Here is a 19278-nt window from a genome sequence, read left to right as displayed (position 1 = left end):
GGATGGCGACCGCCGCCGACCGCCTGTTACGCCGCCTGGAGTGGCAGGTCGTGCGCCGCCTCGACGGGCAGCTGCAGGGCTCGTACCGCACGCTGTTCCGCGGCGGCGGCATCGACTTCGCCGACCTGCGCGAGTACACCGCCGAGGACGACGTCCGGCACATCGACTGGAACGTGACGGCCCGCCTCGACGAGCCCTACGTGCGCCAGTACGCCGAGGACCGCGAGCTCACCGCCTGGCTGGTGCTGGACCTGTCCGCCTCGATGCGCTTCGGCGGCAAGGAATCGTCCATGACGGACCTCGCGGTGAGCCTGGCCCGGATGCTCACCCACGGCGGCAACCGCGTCGGCGCCGTCCTCTACGACGGTTCTGCCGGTTCCGGGCCCTACCGGTTCGTGCTGCCCCCGCGGGCCGGCCGGCTGCACGTGCTGCGGCTGGCCCACGAGATCGGCAAGGCGGCGGCCCGGCCGGCCCGGCCCGGCGCGACCGACGTCGACGGCATGCTCAAGCTCGCCGCGGCGACCGTCCGCCGGCGCAGCCTCATCTTCGTCGTGTCCGACTTCATCGGCGCCGGCGGCGTCGACTGGGAGTCCTCGCTGACCCGGCTCACGTTCCGGCACGAGGTCGTCGCGCTGCGCATCGTCGACCCCGTCGAGCTCGACCTGCCCGCCCTCGGGCTCGTCGTGGTCGAGGACGCCGAGACCGGCGAGCAGGTGCTCGTCGACACCGGCGACCCCCAGTTCCAGCAGCGGCTGCGGGCCGAGGTCGACGCGCGGGAGGCCGCCGTCGACACGGCGATGCGCCGCGCCGGGGTGGCCGCGCACTTCGTGGGCACCGACGAGGACCCGCTGCAGGCCCTCGTCACGATGGTGCGGGACGCCAAGCGCCGGCGGCGCCGGTGAGGTTCCAATACCCCCTCGTCGTCGCCGTCGCGGCCGTCGCCGCGCTGGTGCTGATCCTGCTGTACGTCAGCTCGGCCCGCCGGCGGTCCCGGCTGCTCGCCGGCGCGGGTCTGGCCACGACCCGCCCGCGCCGCGACGCGCTGCGCCGGCACCTGCCGCAGGCGCTGTTCCTCGTCGCCGCCACCCTGCTGCTGCTCGCCGTCGCCCGGCCCGAGGCGCCGCTGTCGCTGGCCCGCTCCAACGGCACCGTGGTCCTGGCCTTCGACGTCTCCAACAGCATGAAGGCCACCGACGTCGCCCCGAGCCGGCTCGCCGCCGCCCAGGCCGCGGCGAAGGACTTCGTCGACGCCCAGCCCGACGGCGTGAGCTTCGGCATCGTCGCGTTCGACGACGGCGCCCTGCTCACCCAGCAGCCGACCACCGACCACGCGGCGACGAACGCGGCCATCCAGCGGCTGCGGGTCAACGGCGGCACCTCGCTGAGCCAGGCCGTCCTCGCCTCGCTGACCGTCGTGGTCGGCAAGACGGTGACCCTGCCGCGCGAGGGCGAGCCGGCGCCGGACCTGGGGTACTTCGGCAACGCCACGATCGTGCTGCTCACCGACGGCGACGACAACACCGGCGGCGACAACGCCGTCACGGCGGCCGGCCTCGCGGCGAAGGCCGGCGTGCGCATCGAGACCGTCGGCGTCGGCACCGTCGACGGCGCCACCGTCGAGGTCGACGGCGTGCAGCGGGCCACCGCGCTCGACGAGGACCTGCTGACCCGGATCGCGCAGACCACGGCCGGCAACTACCACCGGGCGGACAGCGCCGACGCGCTGCACGACGTCTACCAGCACCTCGACCTGCGCCTGACCGTGCAGCGCAAGCCGTTGGAGCTGACCGGCGCGGCCGCCGCGCTCGCGGTGCTGCTGCTCACGGTCGGGGGCATACTGATGACCACCTGGTTCGGACGGATCCTCTGATGTCGCTGACCTGGCCCTGGGCCCTCTGCGCGCTGCTGGCCTTCCCGCTGCTGCTGGCCTACCGCTGGTGGAGCCGCCGCCGGCGCCGCAAGGTGGCCGTGCGCCTGCCCAGCGTCGCCCTCGTGCGCGCCGCCGTGCCCGGCCCGGCGTCGTGGCGGCGCCGGGTGCCGCTCGCGCTGCTGGCCGCCGGCCTCGTCGTGGCCACCACCGCCGCCGCCCGGCCGCAGGCCTCGGTCGTCGTGCCGGACAACACCGCGACGATCCTGCTGGCCATGGACGTGTCCGGGTCGATGTGCTCGACCGACGTCGACCCCAACCGGCTCACCGCCGCGCAGAAGGCGGCGAAGGCGTTCATCGCCGACCACTCCGGCGGGGCGAAGATCGGCCTGGTCACGTTCTCCGGCACCGCCGGCCTGCTCGTGCCGCCGACCACGGACAAGGACAAGCTCAACCAGGCCATCGACGGCCTGCGGACCTCCCGCGGCACGGCGATCGGCCTGGCCATCCTCGCCTCCATCGACGCGATCGCGCAGATCAACCCGGACGTGCCGCCGACCGGCGCCGAGGTCCCCGACAACGGCGGCACGGGCGGCGCGACCCCCGCCGGCGGCGACTACGAGCCCGACACGATCGTCGTGCTCACCGACGGCCGCAACACCGACGGCGTCGACCCGATCACCGCCGCCGAGCAGGCGGCGGCGCGGCGCCTGCGGGTGTACACCATCGGCTTCGGCACCGACCAGCCCTCCCCCATGGTCTGCAGCCGCGACCAGATCAGCGGCGACACCTTCCGCATCCCCGGCGGCAACTTCGGCTTCGGCGGGCGCGGCCGCTTCCAGGACATGGACGAGGAGACGCTGACCAAGGTCGCCGACCTGACCGGGGCCAAGTACTTCAAGGCCGACAACGCCAAGTCCCTCACCGACGTGCTGCGGGACCTGCCCAGCCAGATCACGCTGCAGAAGCAGAGGACGGAGCTGAGCTTCTACTTCACGCTCGTCGCCGCGCTGCTCGTGCTGGCCGCGGTCGGCCTGGCCCAGTGGTGGTCCCGCCCGCCGGTGCGTCAGCCGCCGGTGACCACGGACCAGCCGACGAAGACCAGCAGCAGGGCCGGCACCAGCAGCCCGTAGGCGGCCGGCCGGTCCAGCAGCGGCTTGCCCGGGTCGAGCGTGCGCTCGTTGCGCCCGCGCTCCGGCTCGGCCAGCCGCGCCACCTGCCCGCGGCGCGCCGCGTTGAGCACGAGCACGCCGGCCGCGGCGAACACGGAGAAGATCCCCCACCAGCCGCGCACGAGCGTCTGGGCGCTCATGTCGCGGTAGGCGGCCAGCCCGCAGTCCCGGCAGAACGGCCCGTCGACGCGGCTGAACCGCATGAGCACGACCATGCCCTGATGCCCGTGGAACCGGACGTTGGCGGCGGGCGCCCGGTGGCAGATGCGGCAGGAAATCTCGGACATGAGGCGCTTCTCCGGGTGATCATGGGCTCGGGGCGCGCAAATGCTAGCGGATCAGGCGGGTGCCGCGCTGTCCCGGTCCCGGCCCGGGCGACGTCGGCGCGGCCGCCCGACGCGGCGGCGGCGCTGGTCCCGGCGCCGCGCTACTCCCGGTCACGCCCGCGTCAGCGGTGCGCGATCCCGGTCAAGCGGGCGCCGCGCTGCTCTCGGCGCCGCACTCGTCCCGTCGGCGGTCGCGTCGGCAATGCGCTAGCTCGGTCAGGCGGCGCCGCGGTCGTCCCGTCGGCGCCGCGCTGGTCCCGGCCCCGGTCGCGTCGGCGGTGTGCAGGCTCGGTCAGGCGGGCGCCGCGCTGTCCCGGGCGACGAGCACCGGCGGCACGAGCGTGGCGGCCGGGACCGCGCGGCCGTCGAGCTTTGCCGCGACCAGCTCCACCGCCTGCCGGCCGATCTCCTCCGCCGGGATGGCGACCGAGGTCAGGCGGGGCTTGGCCCGCTCGGCGAGATCGTCGGGGCCGATGGCGACCACCGAGACGTCGCGCGGTACCTGGCGGCCGAGCGCGGCGAAGGCGTCGAGCAGCAGCGGTACCGCCGGCTCGTTGTGCACGACGACGCCGGTGAGGTCGGGGTGGCGGACCAGTAAACCCTCGACGGTGGCCAGCACCGCGTCCGGCGACGGCTCGCACGGCACCGTCGAGCCGGTCAGGCCGCGGCGGCGCAGCGCCTCGTCGAAGCCGGCGGCGGTGCGGCGGGCGAAGCCGAGCTCGCGCTCGTACACCTCGGGCGGCGAGCCGACGAGCGCGACGACCCGGTGGCCGAGGTCGGCGAGGTGGTCCACGCAGGCCGCGCCGGCCGCCGCGAAGTCCAGGTCGATGCAGGTCAGGCCGGAGCCGTCGGCCGGGAAGCCGATGAGCACCGACGGGCGGCCGAGAGTGCGCAGCCGGGGCAGGCGCGGGTCGTGCTCCTCGATGTCCATGACGATGAGGCCGTCGGCGAGGGAGCTGGCCGCCACCCGCTCGAGACCCTTCTCCCCCTCGTCCTGGGTCAGCAGCAGCACGTCGTGGTCGAAGCGGCGGGCCGCGGTGACGACGGAGATCACGAACTGCATGAGGATCGGCACGTACAGGCCGGTGTACAGCGGCATGATCAGCGCGATGACGTTGGAGCGGTTGCTGGCCAGGGCCCGGGCGCCCGCGTGCGGGTGGTAGCCGAGAACCTCGATCGCGGCGAGCACCCGCTGGCGGGTCTCCTCCGAGATGGTGCGCTTGCCGCTCAGGACATACGAGACGGTGCTTGGGGAGACTCCCGCCTGCTTCGCCACGTCACCGATCGTCGCCATGGCCGACACGGTAGCCGGTCAGGCCGGCGCCGTCCCGCACGGACGCGCACCAAGATCGCCGCGGGTGGCCCGGATTGGCGGAGTTTGGCCAGAGTACACCGGGTCTCGGACGGTCGGCCGGTTCGTGCCCGATTCGCGAACGTTGCATACGCAAACTGCTACAGAACGGCTCCTCTGTGTCGATGGCATGGCGAGAATCCGCATGCTTGAGGAGTAGTCGTGGGTGTCCTGTCCCGTTCGCGTGTGCCCCAGGCCGAGCAGCTGCCGATCCCGCAGGACGTCGAGAAGCTTGAGCAGCTCGTCACCGCGCTGTCCGCGGCCCGGGACGAGGCCGACACGTGGCGCATCACGGTCGACACGGTGACGCGCACCCACGACAACGACTACGGCGCCGTGTGGCTGCCGACCGGGCCCGGCGGGGCGCTCGAGGCCGGCTACGCCACCGGCCCCGCCGCCGCCAAGCTGCACGCGCGCAGCTCGCTGATCACCCGGGCCCAGCAGACCCGCACACCGATCTACGCCGCCGACCTGGCGAGCGAGCGCGACTGCCCGCGCTGTGCCGAGGCGGCCCGCGCCGGCCTGGTGTCGGCGATCGTCGTCCCGGTCGTGCACGACGGGCAGGTCGTGGCGGTGTTCGAGTACTACTCGCGGCACCGGCTGCACGTCGACGAGGCGCGCTCGCAGAAGTGGACGACGATTGCCCGCATCGCCGAGCTGGCCCGCAACCAGGCGGTCGCCGCCGCCGAGCTGCGGCAGGTCGCCGACGACCGGGCCGCGGTCACCGCCGTCGTCGCCGGGCTGGGCAAGGCCGCGGACAGCCAGACGGCGATCCGGGCCGCGCTGGACACCGTGCGCGCCGCGTTCGGCTGGGCGTACGGCTCGTACTGGGAGGTCGAGCAGCGCGACGGCGGACCGGTGCTGGTGTTCCGCCACGAGTCCGGCTCGGCCGGCCCGGAGTTTCGCGACGTGACGCTGTCGGCGACGTTCGCGGAGGGCGTCGGGCTGTCCGGCCGCGCGTGGAAGGCCCGCGACCTGGTCTTCGTCGCCGACCTGGCCGAGCTCACCGACTGCGTGCGGGCCCCGGCCGCCAGCCGCGCCGGCGTGCGCTCCGGGGTGTGCTTCCCCGTCATGTCGGGCGGCCGGGTCGTGGGCACGATGGACTTCTTCACCACCGACCGGATCACGCTGAGCGAGTCGCGGGCCTCGGCGCTGCGCAACGTACAGCAGCTCGTCTCGCAGCGGCTGGACATCGTGCGCTCCGGCGAGGCGGCCGAGCGCAACGGCCAGATGCTGCTCGACTCGATCTCCCGGCTGCGCGAGGCCAGCAACGACGCGACCGGCGTGGCCCAGGAGGCGGTCAGCCGGGCCAGCACCATGACCGGCGAGGTCGACGCCCTGGGCCGCGCCTCCGCCGCGATCGGCGACGTGATCAAGATCATCTCGTCGATCGCCGACCAGACGAACCTGCTGGCGCTCAACGCCACGATCGAGGCCGCCCGCGCCGGCGACGTCGGCAAGGGCTTCGCCGTGGTCGCCGGGGAGGTCAAGGACCTGGCCCGGGAGACCGCCGCGGCGACACAGAAGGTGGCCGAGCAGATTGCCGGTATTCAGGACAGCGCCCGCTCGGTGTCGTCGGGCATCCACACGACGAGCGACACCATCGGCCAGATGGACGCGGTGCAGTCACGCATCACCGCGATCCTGGAGGAGCAGGCCCACCTCGCCCGCCTGATCAACGCCCGCTGATCGGCCGCCGGGGTTTGCTCGATTACTGGATTACTGGATTATCGGCTCTGGTAATCCAGTAATCCGCTAGCTGCGCAAACACGTCCGCGGGCCGGATTACCGGCAAACCGGCGCCGCATGGCACCGCCCGCGGCCGCGTCCGGCCGGCTCACAGCCGCGGCGGCCGGCTCACAACGGCGGCGGTCGCCTCGCAGCCGCCGCAGTCGCCTCGCAGCCGTGCCGACTTTGGACCCCACGCGACGCATCGGCGTCGGCGCCGACGAGCTTAGTTGCGGTAGTAGTCGTGGTGGTGGCGGTCGTCGTCGGAGGAGAACGCACGGGCCAGCAGGGCCGCGATCGCCACGCCGACGACGGCGATGCCGACCTGGACGCCGATGACCAGCCAGTCGTACTCGTGGCCGCGCACGACCAGGTGCTTGTCGCTGTGCAGGTCCCACCTGTCGGCGGCCCACGTGCCCGCGACCGCCGCGCCCATCCCGATGAGGACCGTCAGGATGAGCCCGATCGGCTGCCGGCCGGGCAGGATGATCCGCGCCACGACGCCGATGATGGCGCCGAAGATGATCGCGGCCACGTAGTCCTGGATGTGCATCCGATGCCTCCGGAAACCTGAAGGGTGCCTCCCAGAAGCATTGTTCCGTGCCCGCGCAAGGCCGCAAGCGCCGCAAGACCGCAACCCGCGCGAGAACCCGGGACCGCAACCGGCGCCCGTGCGCAAGCCGCGGCCTGCGCGCGGCCGCAAGCCGCAAGCCGCGCAAGACCGCGAGCGGCGCAAGAACGCGGGATCGCCACCGGCGCCCGTGCGCAAGCCGCGGCCTGCGCACGGCGACAAGCCACACGCCGCGCACGGGCGCAAACCGCGCGTAGGCGCCAGACCCGCGATCTGCGCACGGCCTCAGACCGCGTACCGCGCACCGGCGCAAACCGCGCGAAGGTGCCAGACCCGCGATCTGCGCACGGCCGCAAGCGCGCGCCGCGGCAAGCCGCGCAACGTCGCAAGCCGCGCGTCGCCGGAGGCTCCGAAACCGTGCAGAGCGCGCGCGGACGTGGTTGGGTCAGGCGCCCACGTACGACGCCAGGTGCTCGCCGGTGAGGGTGGAACGGGCGGCGACCAGGTCGGCGGGGGTGCCATCGAAGACGATGGTCCCGCCGTCGTGGCCGGCGCCGGGGCCGAGGTCGATGATCCAGTCCGCGTGGGCCATCACCGACTGGTGGTGCTCGATCACGATGACCGACTTGCCGGCGTCGACGAGGCGGTCCAGGAGGGCCAGCAGCTGCTCGACGTCGGCCAGGTGCAGACCCGCGGTGGGCTCGTCGAGGACGTAGACGCCGCCCTTGTCGGCCATGTGCGTGGCCAGCTTCAGGCGCTGGCGCTCGCCGCCGGACAGGGTGGTCAGGGGCTGGCCGATGGTGAGGTAGCCGAGGCCGACGTCGGTGAGGCGCTGCAGGATGGCGTGCGCGGGCGGCAGCTTGGCCTCGCCGGCGCCGAAGAACGCCGTGGCCTCGCTCACCGGCATGGCCAGGACCTCGCTGATGTCGTACCCGCCGAGCTTGTACTGCAGTACCGACGCCTCGAAACGCTTGCCGTCGCACTCCTCGCACACCGAGGAGACGCCGGCCATCATCCCGAGGTCCATGTACACGACCCCGGCGCCGTTGCAGGTGGGGCAGGCGCCGTCGGAGTTGGCCGAGAACAGCGCCGGCTTGACGCCGTTGGCCTTGGCGAACGCCTTGCGGATCGGCTCGAGCAGGCCGGTGTAGGTGGCCGGGTTGCTGCGCCGCGAGCCGCGGATGGCGCCCTGGTCGACCGAGACCACGCCGGCCTCGGGCGGGATCGAGCCGTGCAGCAGGGAGGACTTGCCGGAGCCGGCGACGCCGGTGACGGCGACGAGCACGCCGAGCGGGATGTCGACGTCGACGTCGCGCAGGTTGTGGGTGCTCGCGCCGCGGATGGGCAGCTTCCCGGTGGGCGTGCGCACGGTGTCCTTGAGGGCGAACCGGTCGCCGAGGTGCCGGCCGGTCACGGTGTCGCTGGTCCGCAGCTGCTGCAGCGAGCCCTCGAAGCAGATCTGCCCGCCCCCGGTGCCGGCGCCCGGGCCGAGGTCGACGACGTGGTCGGCGATCGCGATCGTCTCCGGCTTGTGCTCGATGACCAGGACCGTGTTGCCCTTGTCGCGCAGCTGCCGCAGCAGGTCGTTCATGCGCGCGATGTCGTGCGGGTGCAGCCCGATGGTGGGCTCGTCGAACACGTACGTCACGTCGGTCAGCGACGAGCCCAGGTGCCGGACGAGCTTGACCCGCTGGGCCTCGCCGCCGGACAGGGTGCTCGCCGGGCGTTCCAGGGAGAGGTACCCGAGCCCGATCTCCACGAACGAGTCGAGGGCGTGGCGCAGCCCCTCGAGCAGCGGCGCGACCGACGGCTCGTCGAGGCCGCGGATCCACTCGGCGAGGTCGCTGATCTGCATCGCGCACGCGTCGGCGATGTTGAGGTCCTTGATCTTCGAGGAGCGGGCCGCCTCGGCCAGCCGCGTGCCGTCGCAGTCGGGGCAGGTCATGAACGTGACCGCCCGCTCGACGAACGCGCGCACGTGCGGCTGCAGGGCGTCGACGTCCTTGGACAGCATCGACTTCTGGATCTTCGGGATGAGCCCCTCGTACGTCAGGTTGATCCCGTCGACCTTGATCTTCGTCGGCTCCTTGTGCAGGAAGTCGTGCAGCTCCTGCTTCGTGAACTTCTTGATCGGCTTGTCCGGGTCGAAGAAGCCGCAGCCGCGGAAGATCCGGCCGTACCAGCCGTCCATGCTGTATCCGGGGACCGTGATCGCGCCCTCGCCGAGCGACTTGGTCTCGTCGTACAGCTGCGTGAGGTCCAGGTCGGTGACCGAGCCGCGGCCCTCGCAGCGCGGGCACATGCCGCCGAGGCGGGCGAACGTGCGCTTCTCGGTGGTCGTGTTGCCGCGCTCGACGGTGATCGCGCCGGCGCCGCGGACGCTCGGCACGTTGAACGAGAAGGCGTTCGGGCCGCCGATGTGCGGGTGGCCGAGCCGGCTGAAGAGGATCCGCAGCATCGCGTTGACGTCGGTGGCGGTGCCGACCGTGGAGCGCGGGTCGGTGCCGAGGCGCTGCTGGTCGACGACGATCGCGGTCGTCAGGCCCTCGAGCCGGTCGACCTCGGGCCGCGACAGCGTCGGCATGAAGCCCTGGACGAACGCGCTGTACGTCTCGTTGATCATCCGCTGCGACTCGGCGGCGATCGTGCCGAACACCAGCGAGCTCTTGCCCGAGCCGGAGACGCCGGTGAACACCGTGAGCCGGCGCTTCGGGATCTCGATGCTGACATCCTTGAGGTTGTTCTCGCGCGCGCCGTGCACGCGAATCATGTCGTGGGTGTCGGCGGGATGCGCCTGACTCATGGCGGGGGTCTCCTGGGGAAGTCGAATCGGGCAAAAGCGACGGCCGGGTCGGGACCCGGCCGTCATCCGCTCACGCGCTCGTGCCTACTGCGGGTCCTGAATCAGGCCGAGCACGTTGCCGTCGGGGTCGAGGACCGTGGCGACCAGGCGGCCGCCGCCCACGTCGCGCGGCTCGTCCTTGACGGTGCCGCCGGCCGCGGTGACATCGGCGATCTTCGCCGCGATGTCGGTCACGTGCCAGTGCGCCACCGGCGACGTCATGCCCATGGGGCCGCCGCCCGGCACGAGCCCGATCTGCTGGCCCGCGACCTCGTAGCCGACGTAGTACGGGCTGTCGGCCATCGGCTCCCGGCCGAGCAGGGCGGTGTACACCGCCTTGGCCTTCTCCAGGTCGGACACCGGGTGCAGCACGGTCTGAATGCCGAGAACCTCGCTCATGTTCACTCCAAGACTGTTCGTGTTCCGGTCGGGCGTGGCGGCCACGGCATTCACGCTAGCCGCGGGCGATGGCCCGTGCTTCTCGAATCCTGATCGGTCTTCTCACCCGGGTCGGCCGCCCGTGCAACGCGTACCGTACAAACGCAGCCAGGCAGACCGTCAGGGGGAAGAGTCATGCAGGAACGCAGCTTCGACGTCGTCGTGGTCGGGGCCGGTCCGGGCGGTGAGGTCGCGGCCGGCCGGCTCGCCGGCGGCGGGCTCGAGGTGGCCATCGTCGAGGACCGCAAGGTCGGCGGCGAATGCTCGTACTGGGCGTGCATCCCGTCGAAGGCGCTGCTGCGCCCCGGTGAGCTGCTCGCCGAGGCCCGCCGCGTCCCCGGGGCGGCGGAGGCGATCACCGGCCCGCTCGACGCCGCGGCCGTCCTGCGCCGCCGCGACGAGCTGATCAACGACCTCAACGACAGCGGCCAGCTCCCGTGGCTCGAGGAGCGCGGCGTCACCCTGTTCCGCGGTCGTGGCCGCCTCGACGGCGAGCGCCGGGTCGTGGTCGGCGACGAGGTCCTCGTGGCGCGCAAGGCGGTCATCCTGGCCGGCGGCAGCGCACCGGCCCTGCCTCCGATCGAGGGCCTGGCCGACGCCTCCCCCTGGACCAACCGCGAGGCGACCACCGCCAAGACGCTGCCCGGCCGCCTGGTCGTGCTCGGCGGCGGGGTCGTCGGGTCGGAGCTCAGCCAGGCGTACGCGTCGCTGGGCACCCGGGTGACCCTCATCGAGGGCGAGCGGCGCCTGCTGCCCCGCGAGGAGGAGTTCGCATGCGAGCAGGTCACCGCGTCGCTCACCGAGCTGGGCGTGGACATCCGCACCGCGCAGAAGGCCACCTCGGTCCGCCGCGAAGGCGACACCGTCGTGGTCACGCTCGGCGACGGCTCCACCGCCGTCGGCGACGAGCTGCTGGTGGCGACCGGCCGCGTGCCCGAGACGTCCGACCTGGGCCTGGCCACCGTCGGCATCCCCGAGAGCGGCTACATCAAGGTCGACGAGCACACACGGGTGCCGGGCAAGGACTGGCTGTACGTCGTGGGCGACCTCAACGGCCGGGCGCTGTTCACGCACATGGCGAAGTACCAGGCGGCGCTCGCCGCGGGCCACATCCTGGGCCGCCCGATGGCCGCCCAGCACCTCGCCGACGGCACCGGCGCCCCGCGGGTGATCTTCACCGACCCGCAGGTCGCCGCCGTCGGTCACACCACGGCGACGGCGGCCGCGGCCGGCATCTCGGTCCGCGTCGTCGACCTGCCGACGTCGGGCAACGCCGGCGGCTCCTACTACGGCAGCGGCGCCCGCGGCACCAGCCGCTTCCTCATCGACGAGGAGCGCCAGGTGCTCGTCGGCGCCACGATCACCGGCTCGGAGGTCGCCGACTTCCTGCACGCCGCGACGATCGCCGTCGTGGGCGAGGTGCCGCTGGGCCGCCTGCGCCACGCGGTCCCGTCGTTCCCGACGCGCAGTGAGATCTGGCTGTACCTCTTCAACGAACTCGGCCTGTGACGGCCCCGGTGAAAGCCTGGGTGAACCGGCGACCTTCCCCAGGGCGCGCCCACCCGTCGCACGGGATCGTTGCCGCGTGGATATGAAACTCGAGGTCATCGTGCTGCCCGTCGCCGATGCCGAGCGAGCCAAGGACTTCTACGGCGGGCTGGGCTTCCGCCTGGACGCCGACTTCGTGGCGCCCGACGGGCTGCGCGTGATCCAGTACACCCCGCCCGGCTCGGAGTGCTCGATCATCTTCGGCGAGCGGCTCACCACGGCGGCGCCGGGCTCGATGCAGGGGCTGCACCTCACGGTGTACGACATCGAGAAGGCCCGGGCGGACCTGCTCTCCCGCGGCGTGGACGTGAGCGAGCCGTTCCACGACGCGGGCGGCATCTTCCACCATGCGGGCACCGAGGCGCGGGTCGCCGGCCCGCACCCGGACCGCCTCGACTACGGCTCGTTCGCCTCCTTCACCGACCCCGACGGCAACGGCTGGGTGCTGCAGGAGATCAGGGTCAGGGCGCCGGGCCGGTGACCGAGCCCCTGGTCTTCACCTCCGCGGCGGATCTGGCGCGGGCGCTGCGGCGGGCCGCCGAGGCCCACGGCCGGCACGAGGAGGCCCTCGGGCACTACGACGAGGGCTGGCCGGAGTGGTACGCCGACTTCATGATGCGCGAGGAGCGCTCCGAATCCGTGACTCAGCCCCGGCCGCCCTGATCCGGCCGTCGGCGGCGGAGGGTGAGCCCAGGCGGTGCCCCCGGTGGGTACCGTATCGGCGTGGGAACCTGGGAGGTCCGGCACACCGACGGCGAGCCGGTCGCGGGCGGCGCCTTCGACGACCGCGTCGCCGCGCTCGCACACGCCCTGCGGCTGCGCGTCGACAACGGGCGCGAATACCGGGTCCACGGGCCCGACGAGCCGGCCTGCGCCACCAACCGCGAGCTGTACGTGCGGCTCGTCGACGCCGGCGCCGGCATCCGCGCCTCGGGCCGCGACCTGGCCGCGTTCCTGCGCGGCTGGCGGCTGGTCGGGGCGGCCCTGGCCGGCCGCGAGTGGCTCTCCCCCGACGAGGTCGCGGCGATGGTGATCGCCGCCGGCGAGGTCGACCCGGGGGTGGACGACCCGGCGTGGCGGACGGCCGAGTACGACTTCGTCGAGGAGCCGGCCACGTTCGCCGACTGGGAGGCGATCGTCCTGTCGCAGCTGGCCGACCTCGCCGACTTCGCCGCGCAGGGGCCACTGGACCCGTGGGCGTCGTTCGGCGTCGACACGCCCCGGGCCGCGGACTGCCGCCGCGCGACCGGCCGCAGGTGGTACAACTTCGATCCCCGCACCTATCTCGAGTGCGGCGTCGCCGGCACCCTCGGCGGGTGGGACGAGGAGGACGGCCTGCGCGTCCCCGTGCCCGGGCCGGCCGTGCTGCCGGCGCCGGAGCCGGAGCCCGGACACCGGGCGATCGGCGGCCTCGGCTGGGACGTGCTGGGCGAGCTGGCGCGGTGCGGCCAGGAGTACGAGTGAGCGTCCTCGTCGTCGGCGCCGTCAACCGCGACCTGGTCATCCGCGTGCCCCGCATCGCCGCGCCGGGCGAGACCGTCATCGCCGGCGGGTCCGGTGGCGGCGCCGGCGGCAAGGGCGGCAACCAGGCCGTCGCCGTCGCCCGCCTCGGCGGCCGGTGCGCGCTCGTCGCCCGCGTCGGCGCCGACTTCGACCCGGCGACGCTGCCCGGCGTCGACGCCGCCCGCGTGCGCCGCGACGCCACCGAGCCGACCGGGCTCGCCGTCGTCCTCGTCGACGACGCCGGCGAGAACGCCATCACCGTCGTGCCCGGCGCCAACGCCCGGCTCACGCCCGCCGACATCGGCCCGCTCGACGGCCCCGGCGTCGTCCTGGCCAGCCTCGAGGTACCCCTGGAGGCCGTCGCCGAGGCGGCCCGCCGGGCCCGGGCCGCCGGCCGCGTCTTCGTGCTCAACCCGGCCCCCGCGCGGGCGCTCCCGGCCGGCCTGCTCGCGCTCGTCGATGTCCTCGTCCCCAACCAGCACGAGCTCGCCGGCCTCGGCCCGCCCGCCGCCCTGCTCGACGCCGGCGTCGGCGCGGTCGTGGTCACGATGGGCGGCGCCGGCTGCCGCATCCACCGCCGCACCGGCACGCTCGACGTGCCCGGGTACCGCGTCGCGGCGCTCGACACCACCGGCGCCGGCGACGCCTTCTGCGGCGCCCTCGCCTGGGCCCTCGACGCCGGCCGGCCCCTCGACGACGCGGTCCGCCTCGCCGCCGCGGCCGGCGCCCTCGCCACCCGCGCGGTCGGGGCGCGGGCCGCGCTGCCGACCGCCGCCGAGATCGCCGCCCTGATGTCGCAATCCTGCGCAACGGCCCCGCCGGCGGGACATCCCGCCGAGCGCTCGGCGACGCTCGAGGCATGACGAACCAGGGGCGGCTCACCCCGCCCCGGTCACCCGTGCCAGCCGGCGCGCGGCAGCGCGCCCGGCGCGACCCCGCGCGGCCGGCCTTTCACGGGATCGGCACACGGCTACCCGATGCTCAGCGGCTCGTCGGTGACCGCCTCGATGTCGGCGGACGCCGTCATGAGCAGCCGGTGACCGAGGTCGGACAGCGCGCGGGCGGCGGCGAGCTCGTCGCCGATCTCCGGGATGTCCTCGTCGGCCGGGTTGAGCCGGGCGTCGCCGGTACCGGTGACGATCATGTCGTCCTCGGTGTTGAGGCGCGCCTCGGCGTGGGTCCGGCCGCCGTCCTCGCCGATGACAATGTCGACGTTCCAGTGTTTGGTAGGCATCACGATCCGCTCCCCCTTCTCGATGTCGCGCAAGGCCACCAGGGCGTCGCCCAGGTCGCGGCGGGACGCCTCGGCCAGGTCGCCGAGGTCGGCCAGGCCCGGCACCCCGGCGACGGACGGCCCGACCAACGCGAGGGCCCGCGCGGCGGAGCGGGCGAGCCGCCCCGCCTCGACGAGCTCGTCGGCGGCCAGCATCAGCCTGATCTCGCGGCCGAGGCCGGGCAGCGTCGCCCCGTCGGTGTCCGGCGCCAGCCGGCCGGCCACCCGCGCGGGCAGGCGCCCGCCGTCGCGCAGCCCGGCCAGCACGCCGTCCACGCGGCGCTGCCTGCCGTAGCGCTCCAGCAGGCCGATGAGCCCCAGGATGCGCACCACGAGGCGCGGCCGGCCCGGGAACCGGTCGAGCCAGTCGATCAGCCCCACGTCGCCGCCCTCGTACTGCATGATTCGGCCCAGCGCCCGGGCGATCCGGGTCGGCGGCGGCTCCGGCTGGGCGAGCAGCCGCGCGACCTGGCCGGCGAGCGCCGCCTGGCCGTCGTTGCCCAGGCGGCCGGCCAGCATCCGCTCGACGGCCCCGAGGTCGAGGTCGCCGGAGCGATGAGGTTCCGCCGGTGTCCTCACCGGCCAACCGCTACCCGCCGCGCGGGGTGGCAAACGCATCACTCGTTGGAATGACCGGCCCGGCGTATCGGCTGCACCCTCGCTCGCCGGCTGCTCTGCTGAGCGGCGATGGACATCTGGCCGATGATCCGGGCCGAGCGCGCCGCGCTCGCCGCCGAGCACCTGAGGCGCCGCATCGACGGCGTCGCCCTACGCGCCACCCACACCGCCTGGCGCCACGGCGACGGGCCGGAGGCGGCCGGGCCGATGGTCGCCCTGGTGCTCGCCATGACCGGACGGGCCGTCGCCCTCGACGACCTGACCGGCGAGGGCGTCGCCGTCCTGCGCGGCCGGGCGGGCTAGCCGGGCCGCCACCGCGACCACGTTGGTGCCCACCACGATCGCGATGCCAGCCCAGACGTGGGCGGCCGGGACCTGACCCAGGATCGCGGCGCCCGCGAGGGCCGCGAAGACCGGGTGGACGCTCTGCAGCAGGCCGAAGAAGCGCGTCGGGATGCGGCGCAGGGCGACGAGGTCGGCGGCGTACGGGACCACGGAGCACAGCACTCCGGCGCCGATCGCCCAGCCGACCGCGGCGAGCCCGAACCGGCCGTGCATCGCCATGATGACGGCGACCGGGACGTACATGGCGGCGGAGACGGCGGTGGCCGCGGCCGGCGCCTGCAGGCCGGGGAGGCGTTTGCCGACGAGCCGGTTCAGCAGGATGTACGCCGCCCAGCAGACCGCCGCCAGCAGCCCCATGCCCACGCCGAAGAAGTCGCTGCTCGGCCCCGGCAGCACCAGCACGTAGACCCCGGCCCCGGCGACCAGCGCCAGCCCGAGGTCGGCGCTGGTCCGCGAGCCGGCAAGCGCGACCGCGAGGGGGCCGAGAAACTCCAGCGTCACCGCGAGACCGAGCCCGATGCGGTCGACGGCGGTGTACAGGCTGAGGTTCATGGTCGCGAAGACCAGCCCGAGCAGCAGGGTCGGCCACCACTGGGCCCACGTGAAGCGGCGCAGGTTGGGCCGGGCCACCGGCAGCAGTACCGCGGCGGCGACGAACTGCCGCACGGCCACGACCCCGGCGGGCCCGATCGCCGGGAATGCGTGCGCGCCGAGCGCGGCGCCCGCCTGGTTGCCCGCGGCGGAGGCGGCCATCGTCGCCAGCGCGCCGCCCGTGGAAAGGTTCTGCCGGTTCACACGGCCCAGTGTGGGCGGGCCGGGCGGGCCGGAGAAATGCATGCGACGCGCCATTTATACGCTGTACGCATGGATGTCGAGCTGCGCCAGCTGCGCGCGTTCGTCGCCGTCGTCGACGCGGGCACGTTCACCGACGCCGCGACGGCGCTCGGCCTGTCGCAGGCGGCGGTGTCGCGCTCGGTCGCCGCGCTCGAGGCGGCCCTGGGCGTGCGGCTGCTGCACCGCACCACGCGGCAGGTGCGCCTGACGTCGGCCGGCGTGCAGGCGGTGGCCCGCGCGCGGGCGGCGCTCGACGAGGTGGCGCACCTGCGCCGGGCGGTGGAGCGCTCGCGCACCGAGCTGCGGGTCGGCTACGCGTGGGCGGCGATGGGCAAGCACACCCGCCGGCTGCAGCGGGCGTGGGCGGCCCGCCACCCCGGGCTGCCGCTCGTGTTCGCGTACTCCAACACGCCCGCCGCGGGCCTCGTCGACGGCAGCGCCGACGTCGCCGTGATCCGCCGCGCCCTGCCCGATCCGCGCTTCGACACGGCGCTCGTCGGCGTGGAGGCCCGCCACGCGGCGGTGTCGACCGACAACGCCCTGGCGCGGCGCCGGTCGGTGCGGTTGAGCGACCTCGTGCGGTACACGATGGCCATCGACGATCGCACCGGCACCACCACCATGGACCTGTGGCCGGCCGGCGCGGGCCCGGCGACGGTGCGCGCCACCCGCGGCGTGGACGAGTGGCTCACGCTCATCGCCGCCAACCAGGCCGTCGGCCTCACCTCGGAGGCGACGGCGAACCAGAACCCGCGGCCGGGTGTGGCGTACCGCCGCGTGCGTGACGCCCCGCCGATCCACGTCTGGCTGGCGTGGTGGCGCGACGACCCGCCCGCCGGCCTCGACGACCTCATCCGGCTGACGCGGGCGGCGTACGGTCCGGCGGCGCCGTTAGACTCGCCGCCATGAGTCTGCCGCACCGGCTGACGATCCTGGACGCCATGCAGCGCGAGGCCGAGGTCGGGGAGCAGACCCTCGCCCCGAACAGCTACCTCGTGCTGGTCGCGCCGGAGGATCATCCGCACCTGGCGCCGCTGGCCTCGGACCTGGCCCGCTCGCACGCCGGCTGGCTGGACGAGCAGGGCTGGCAGATCCGCGACGCGGTGGTCGTCGACATCGAGCCGGACGGCGACGTGCCGTCGGGCGAGGTGCGGGTGGTCGCCGACGTACGCCGCGCCCGCACCCTCCGCGGCGACGAGGCCGGCCGCGGCATCGGCCTGCTGGTGGCGGACGGCCGCCGCTACACGCTGCAGGCCGGCACGACGGTCATCGGCCGCGGCCGCGAGGCCGACCTGCGCATCCGCGACGAGGGCGTGTCCCGCCGCCACGCGTCGCTGCGCTACGACGGCCGCGCGCTGACGCTGTCCGACCTCGGCTCGACCAACGGCACGACGCTGAACGACCAGCCGGTGCTCGGCGGCCCGACCCCGGTCGCGCCGGGCGACACGATCGGCGTCGGCCCGGTTACACTCACGGTGGAGTCGTAGGGACGCTCAGCGATCGCCTTGAAGGTCAATTAGGCGGCGTGTTGTAGCGTGAAGAAATCGGCGTCGCTCACGGCGGTCTCTGTGCGCGATCGCGGTTGAGCAGCCTCGCTTCGCACGATGTGTGGAGCAGCCGGCACCAGAGCACCTCCGACGGTGATGCGCGCGCGTCACCGCGCGATCGTGGCACCGGTCCAGCGATGCGCGCGGCCGTCGCCCGGGGTTCCGGGGCTAGCCCGCGCCGCTCGTGCGCTATCGGCCGGGTTTGCTCAACGCACGACGTGCATTGCGCGGTGGCGTTTAGGCGCGGGGGTCGTTGCGCGGGCGTGGGTGCGCTTGGGCGTGGTGATCTGACGGGCCCGGGCGACGGCGAGCGTGCGCGTCCCGGGGCCCGCCAGCACGGGCCGCGTCACGGGCCGGGCAGGACCACCGTCCGGGCCGACGCCGAGCCGGCGGCCTGCGCGGCCCAGGCGGCCGGCGCGTCGTCCATCGGCACCGCGTCGAAGTCGACGCTCAGCCGGCCGGCGGCGGCGTGCGCCGCGATCGCCCGCAGGGTTTCGGCGCGTTCGGGCTTGCTCAGGGCGTTGTTCGTGTACCCGAGCAGCCGCAACGACCCGCTGCGCAGCGTCGCCGAGTCGATCGGTGCGGTCGGGCTCGCCGAGCCGCCGAGGTTCACCAGGCGGCCGCCCGGGCGCAGGGTGCGCAGCGCCGCGGCGGCCGGGACGCCGAACAGCGGGTCGAGGACGAGGTCGAGCGGGCCGTCCAGCGCGGCGCGCAGGCGGGCCGCGAGGGTGTCGACGTCGTCGTCGTCCAGCAGGGGTACCACGGCGTCGGCGCCGAGGCGCTCGGCGCGCTCGCGGGCCCGCGGCGAGCGGCAGGCGGCCACGACCCGGCCGGCGCCCAGCAGGCGGGCGATCTGGATCGCGGCCTGGCCGACGATGCCGCCGCCGCCGAGGACCAGGACCTGCTCACCGGGGCGCAGGTCGCCGCAGGTGGCCAGGGACTGCCAGGCGGCGACCGCGGACAGGCCCAGGGCGGCGACCAGGCGATGGTCGGCGCCGGAGGGCAGGGTGACGACGTCGGCGGCGGGGACCGTCGCGCGCTGGGCCAGGCTGCCGTCGCCGGGGCTCATCCCCGCGTCGGTGGCGAACCAGACCGGCGTGCCGTCGGCGAGGGTGCCGACGCCCTGGACGCCGGGGACGTACGGGACGGCGGGGGCGCCGAAGTACGAGGCGCCGGTGGCGCAGAGGACGTCGAGGGGGGTGATCGGCGCGGCGGTCACCGTGATCGACCGGGTGTCGGGGCCGGGCGGTGGCGGGTCGTCGTAGTCGGCGACCACCGGCGGGCGGCCGCACTGCAGGATGAGCGTGGCGCGCAT

Annotated in this window: 19 protein-coding genes; 11 read left to right on the top strand and 8 right to left on the bottom strand. The window is 74.3% G+C overall.

Annotated elements, in window-relative coordinates:
* The first annotated feature begins 2 nt into the window (after positions 1–2).
* From ACQEVU_RS24840 to ACQEVU_RS24830, 3 genes are read left to right on the top strand one after another with little or no spacing between them, the layout of a single operon-like run.
* Positions 3–902 (top strand): DUF58 domain-containing protein, encoded by a 900-nt coding sequence (locus ACQEVU_RS24840; protein WP_433327445.1) that lies wholly within the window; start codon positions 3–5, stop codon positions 900–902.
* Positions 899–1870: a VWA domain-containing protein gene (locus ACQEVU_RS24835; protein ID WP_433327443.1), complete on the top strand. Its 972-nt coding sequence runs from the start codon at positions 899–901 to the stop codon at positions 1868–1870. Before ACQEVU_RS24840 ends, ACQEVU_RS24835 begins: the two co-directional genes overlap by 4 nt.
* On the top strand, positions 1870–3000 hold the full coding sequence (locus tag ACQEVU_RS24830; protein WP_433327441.1) for a VWA domain-containing protein: 1131 nt from the start codon (positions 1870–1872) through the stop codon (positions 2998–3000). Before ACQEVU_RS24835 ends, ACQEVU_RS24830 begins: the two co-directional genes overlap by 1 nt.
* Here the strand turns inward: ACQEVU_RS24830 and ACQEVU_RS24825 are convergent.
* Both ACQEVU_RS24825 and ACQEVU_RS24820 read right to left on the bottom strand, forming a co-directional pair.
* Complete coding sequence (locus ACQEVU_RS24825; protein ID WP_433327439.1) at positions 2934–3326, bottom strand: hypothetical protein; 393 nt, start codon at positions 3324–3326, stop codon at positions 2934–2936. The genes ACQEVU_RS24830 and ACQEVU_RS24825 overlap by 67 nt on opposite strands.
* Before the next feature lie 331 nt (positions 3327–3657).
* A complete protein-coding gene (locus tag ACQEVU_RS24820) occupies positions 3658–4659 on the bottom strand; it encodes a LacI family DNA-binding transcriptional regulator (RefSeq protein ID WP_433327437.1) in 1002 nt (333 codons plus the stop codon).
* A 219-nt stretch (positions 4660–4878) separates the two neighbouring features.
* Here ACQEVU_RS24820 and ACQEVU_RS24815 point away from each other — a divergent pair, with 219 nt between their 5' ends.
* Positions 4879–6405, top strand: coding sequence for a methyl-accepting chemotaxis protein (locus ACQEVU_RS24815; RefSeq protein WP_433327435.1), 1527 nt, complete (start codon positions 4879–4881; stop codon positions 6403–6405).
* 265 nt (positions 6406–6670) lie between these two features.
* Here the strand turns inward: ACQEVU_RS24815 and ACQEVU_RS24810 are convergent, their stop codons facing one another.
* The 3 genes from ACQEVU_RS24810 to ACQEVU_RS24800 form a co-directional block, all read right to left on the bottom strand.
* A complete protein-coding gene (locus ACQEVU_RS24810; protein ID WP_433327433.1) occupies positions 6671–6997 on the bottom strand; it encodes a GlsB/YeaQ/YmgE family stress response membrane protein in 327 nt (108 codons plus the stop codon).
* Positions 6998–7460: 463 nt separating this feature from the next.
* A complete protein-coding gene (locus ACQEVU_RS24805) occupies positions 7461–9818 on the bottom strand; it encodes an ATP-binding cassette domain-containing protein (RefSeq protein WP_433327431.1) in 2358 nt (785 codons plus the stop codon).
* Positions 9819–9902: 84 nt separating this feature from the next.
* Complete coding sequence (locus tag ACQEVU_RS24800) at positions 9903–10256, bottom strand: VOC family protein (protein ID WP_433327429.1); 354 nt, start codon at positions 10254–10256, stop codon at positions 9903–9905.
* A gap of 174 nt (positions 10257–10430) precedes the next feature.
* Here ACQEVU_RS24800 and ACQEVU_RS24795 point away from each other — a divergent pair, with 174 nt between their 5' ends.
* From ACQEVU_RS24795 to ACQEVU_RS24775, 5 genes are all read left to right on the top strand, one after another.
* Positions 10431–11804, top strand: a complete 1374-nt coding sequence (locus ACQEVU_RS24795; protein WP_433327427.1) for a dihydrolipoyl dehydrogenase family protein — start codon at positions 10431–10433, stop codon at positions 11802–11804.
* 82 nt (positions 11805–11886) lie between these two features.
* Complete coding sequence (locus ACQEVU_RS24790) at positions 11887–12324, top strand: VOC family protein (protein WP_433335054.1); 438 nt, start codon at positions 11887–11889, stop codon at positions 12322–12324.
* Positions 12321–12506, top strand: coding sequence for a hypothetical protein (locus ACQEVU_RS24785; protein ID WP_433327425.1), 186 nt, complete (start codon positions 12321–12323; stop codon positions 12504–12506). Before ACQEVU_RS24790 ends, ACQEVU_RS24785 begins: the two co-directional genes overlap by 4 nt.
* 60 nt (positions 12507–12566) lie before the next feature.
* On the top strand, positions 12567–13307 hold the full coding sequence (locus ACQEVU_RS24780) for a hypothetical protein (protein WP_433327423.1): 741 nt from the start codon (positions 12567–12569) through the stop codon (positions 13305–13307).
* Complete coding sequence (locus tag ACQEVU_RS24775) at positions 13304–14209, top strand: PfkB family carbohydrate kinase (protein WP_433327421.1); 906 nt, start codon at positions 13304–13306, stop codon at positions 14207–14209. The genes ACQEVU_RS24780 and ACQEVU_RS24775 overlap by 4 nt, the downstream gene beginning before the upstream one ends.
* 107 nt (positions 14210–14316) lie before the next feature.
* Here ACQEVU_RS24775 and ACQEVU_RS24770 read toward each other — a convergent pair whose 3' ends face one another.
* Together ACQEVU_RS24770 and ACQEVU_RS24765 are read right to left on the bottom strand one after the other, a co-directional pair.
* Positions 14317–15198 (bottom strand): DUF1876 domain-containing protein, encoded by an 882-nt coding sequence (locus tag ACQEVU_RS24770; protein WP_433327419.1) that lies wholly within the window; start codon positions 15196–15198, stop codon positions 14317–14319.
* A gap of 189 nt (positions 15199–15387) precedes the next feature.
* Entirely contained in the window at positions 15388–16377 is a 990-nt protein-coding gene (locus ACQEVU_RS24765) for an EamA family transporter (RefSeq protein WP_433327417.1), read from the bottom strand.
* 69 nt (positions 16378–16446) lie between these two features.
* Here ACQEVU_RS24765 and ACQEVU_RS24760 point away from each other — a divergent pair, with 69 nt between their 5' ends.
* A complete protein-coding gene (locus ACQEVU_RS24760; protein WP_433327415.1) occupies positions 16447–17325 on the top strand; it encodes a LysR family transcriptional regulator in 879 nt (292 codons plus the stop codon).
* Complete coding sequence (locus tag ACQEVU_RS24755; RefSeq protein WP_433327413.1) at positions 17322–17903, top strand: FhaA domain-containing protein; 582 nt, start codon at positions 17322–17324, stop codon at positions 17901–17903. The genes ACQEVU_RS24760 and ACQEVU_RS24755 overlap by 4 nt, the downstream gene beginning before the upstream one ends.
* A gap of 406 nt (positions 17904–18309) precedes the next feature.
* On the opposite strand, the gene ACQEVU_RS24750 is transcribed toward ACQEVU_RS24755, so the two are convergent.
* A complete protein-coding gene (locus ACQEVU_RS24750) occupies positions 18310–19278 on the bottom strand; it encodes a zinc-binding dehydrogenase (protein WP_433327411.1) in 969 nt (322 codons plus the stop codon).

Source organism: Dactylosporangium sp. CA-139066, from assembly GCF_050936175.1.
GTDB lineage: Bacteria > Actinomycetota > Actinomycetes > Mycobacteriales > Micromonosporaceae > Dactylosporangium.
The sequence above is the reverse complement of the archived record's forward strand: the minus strand, read 5'-3'. Positions and strand labels throughout refer to the sequence as shown.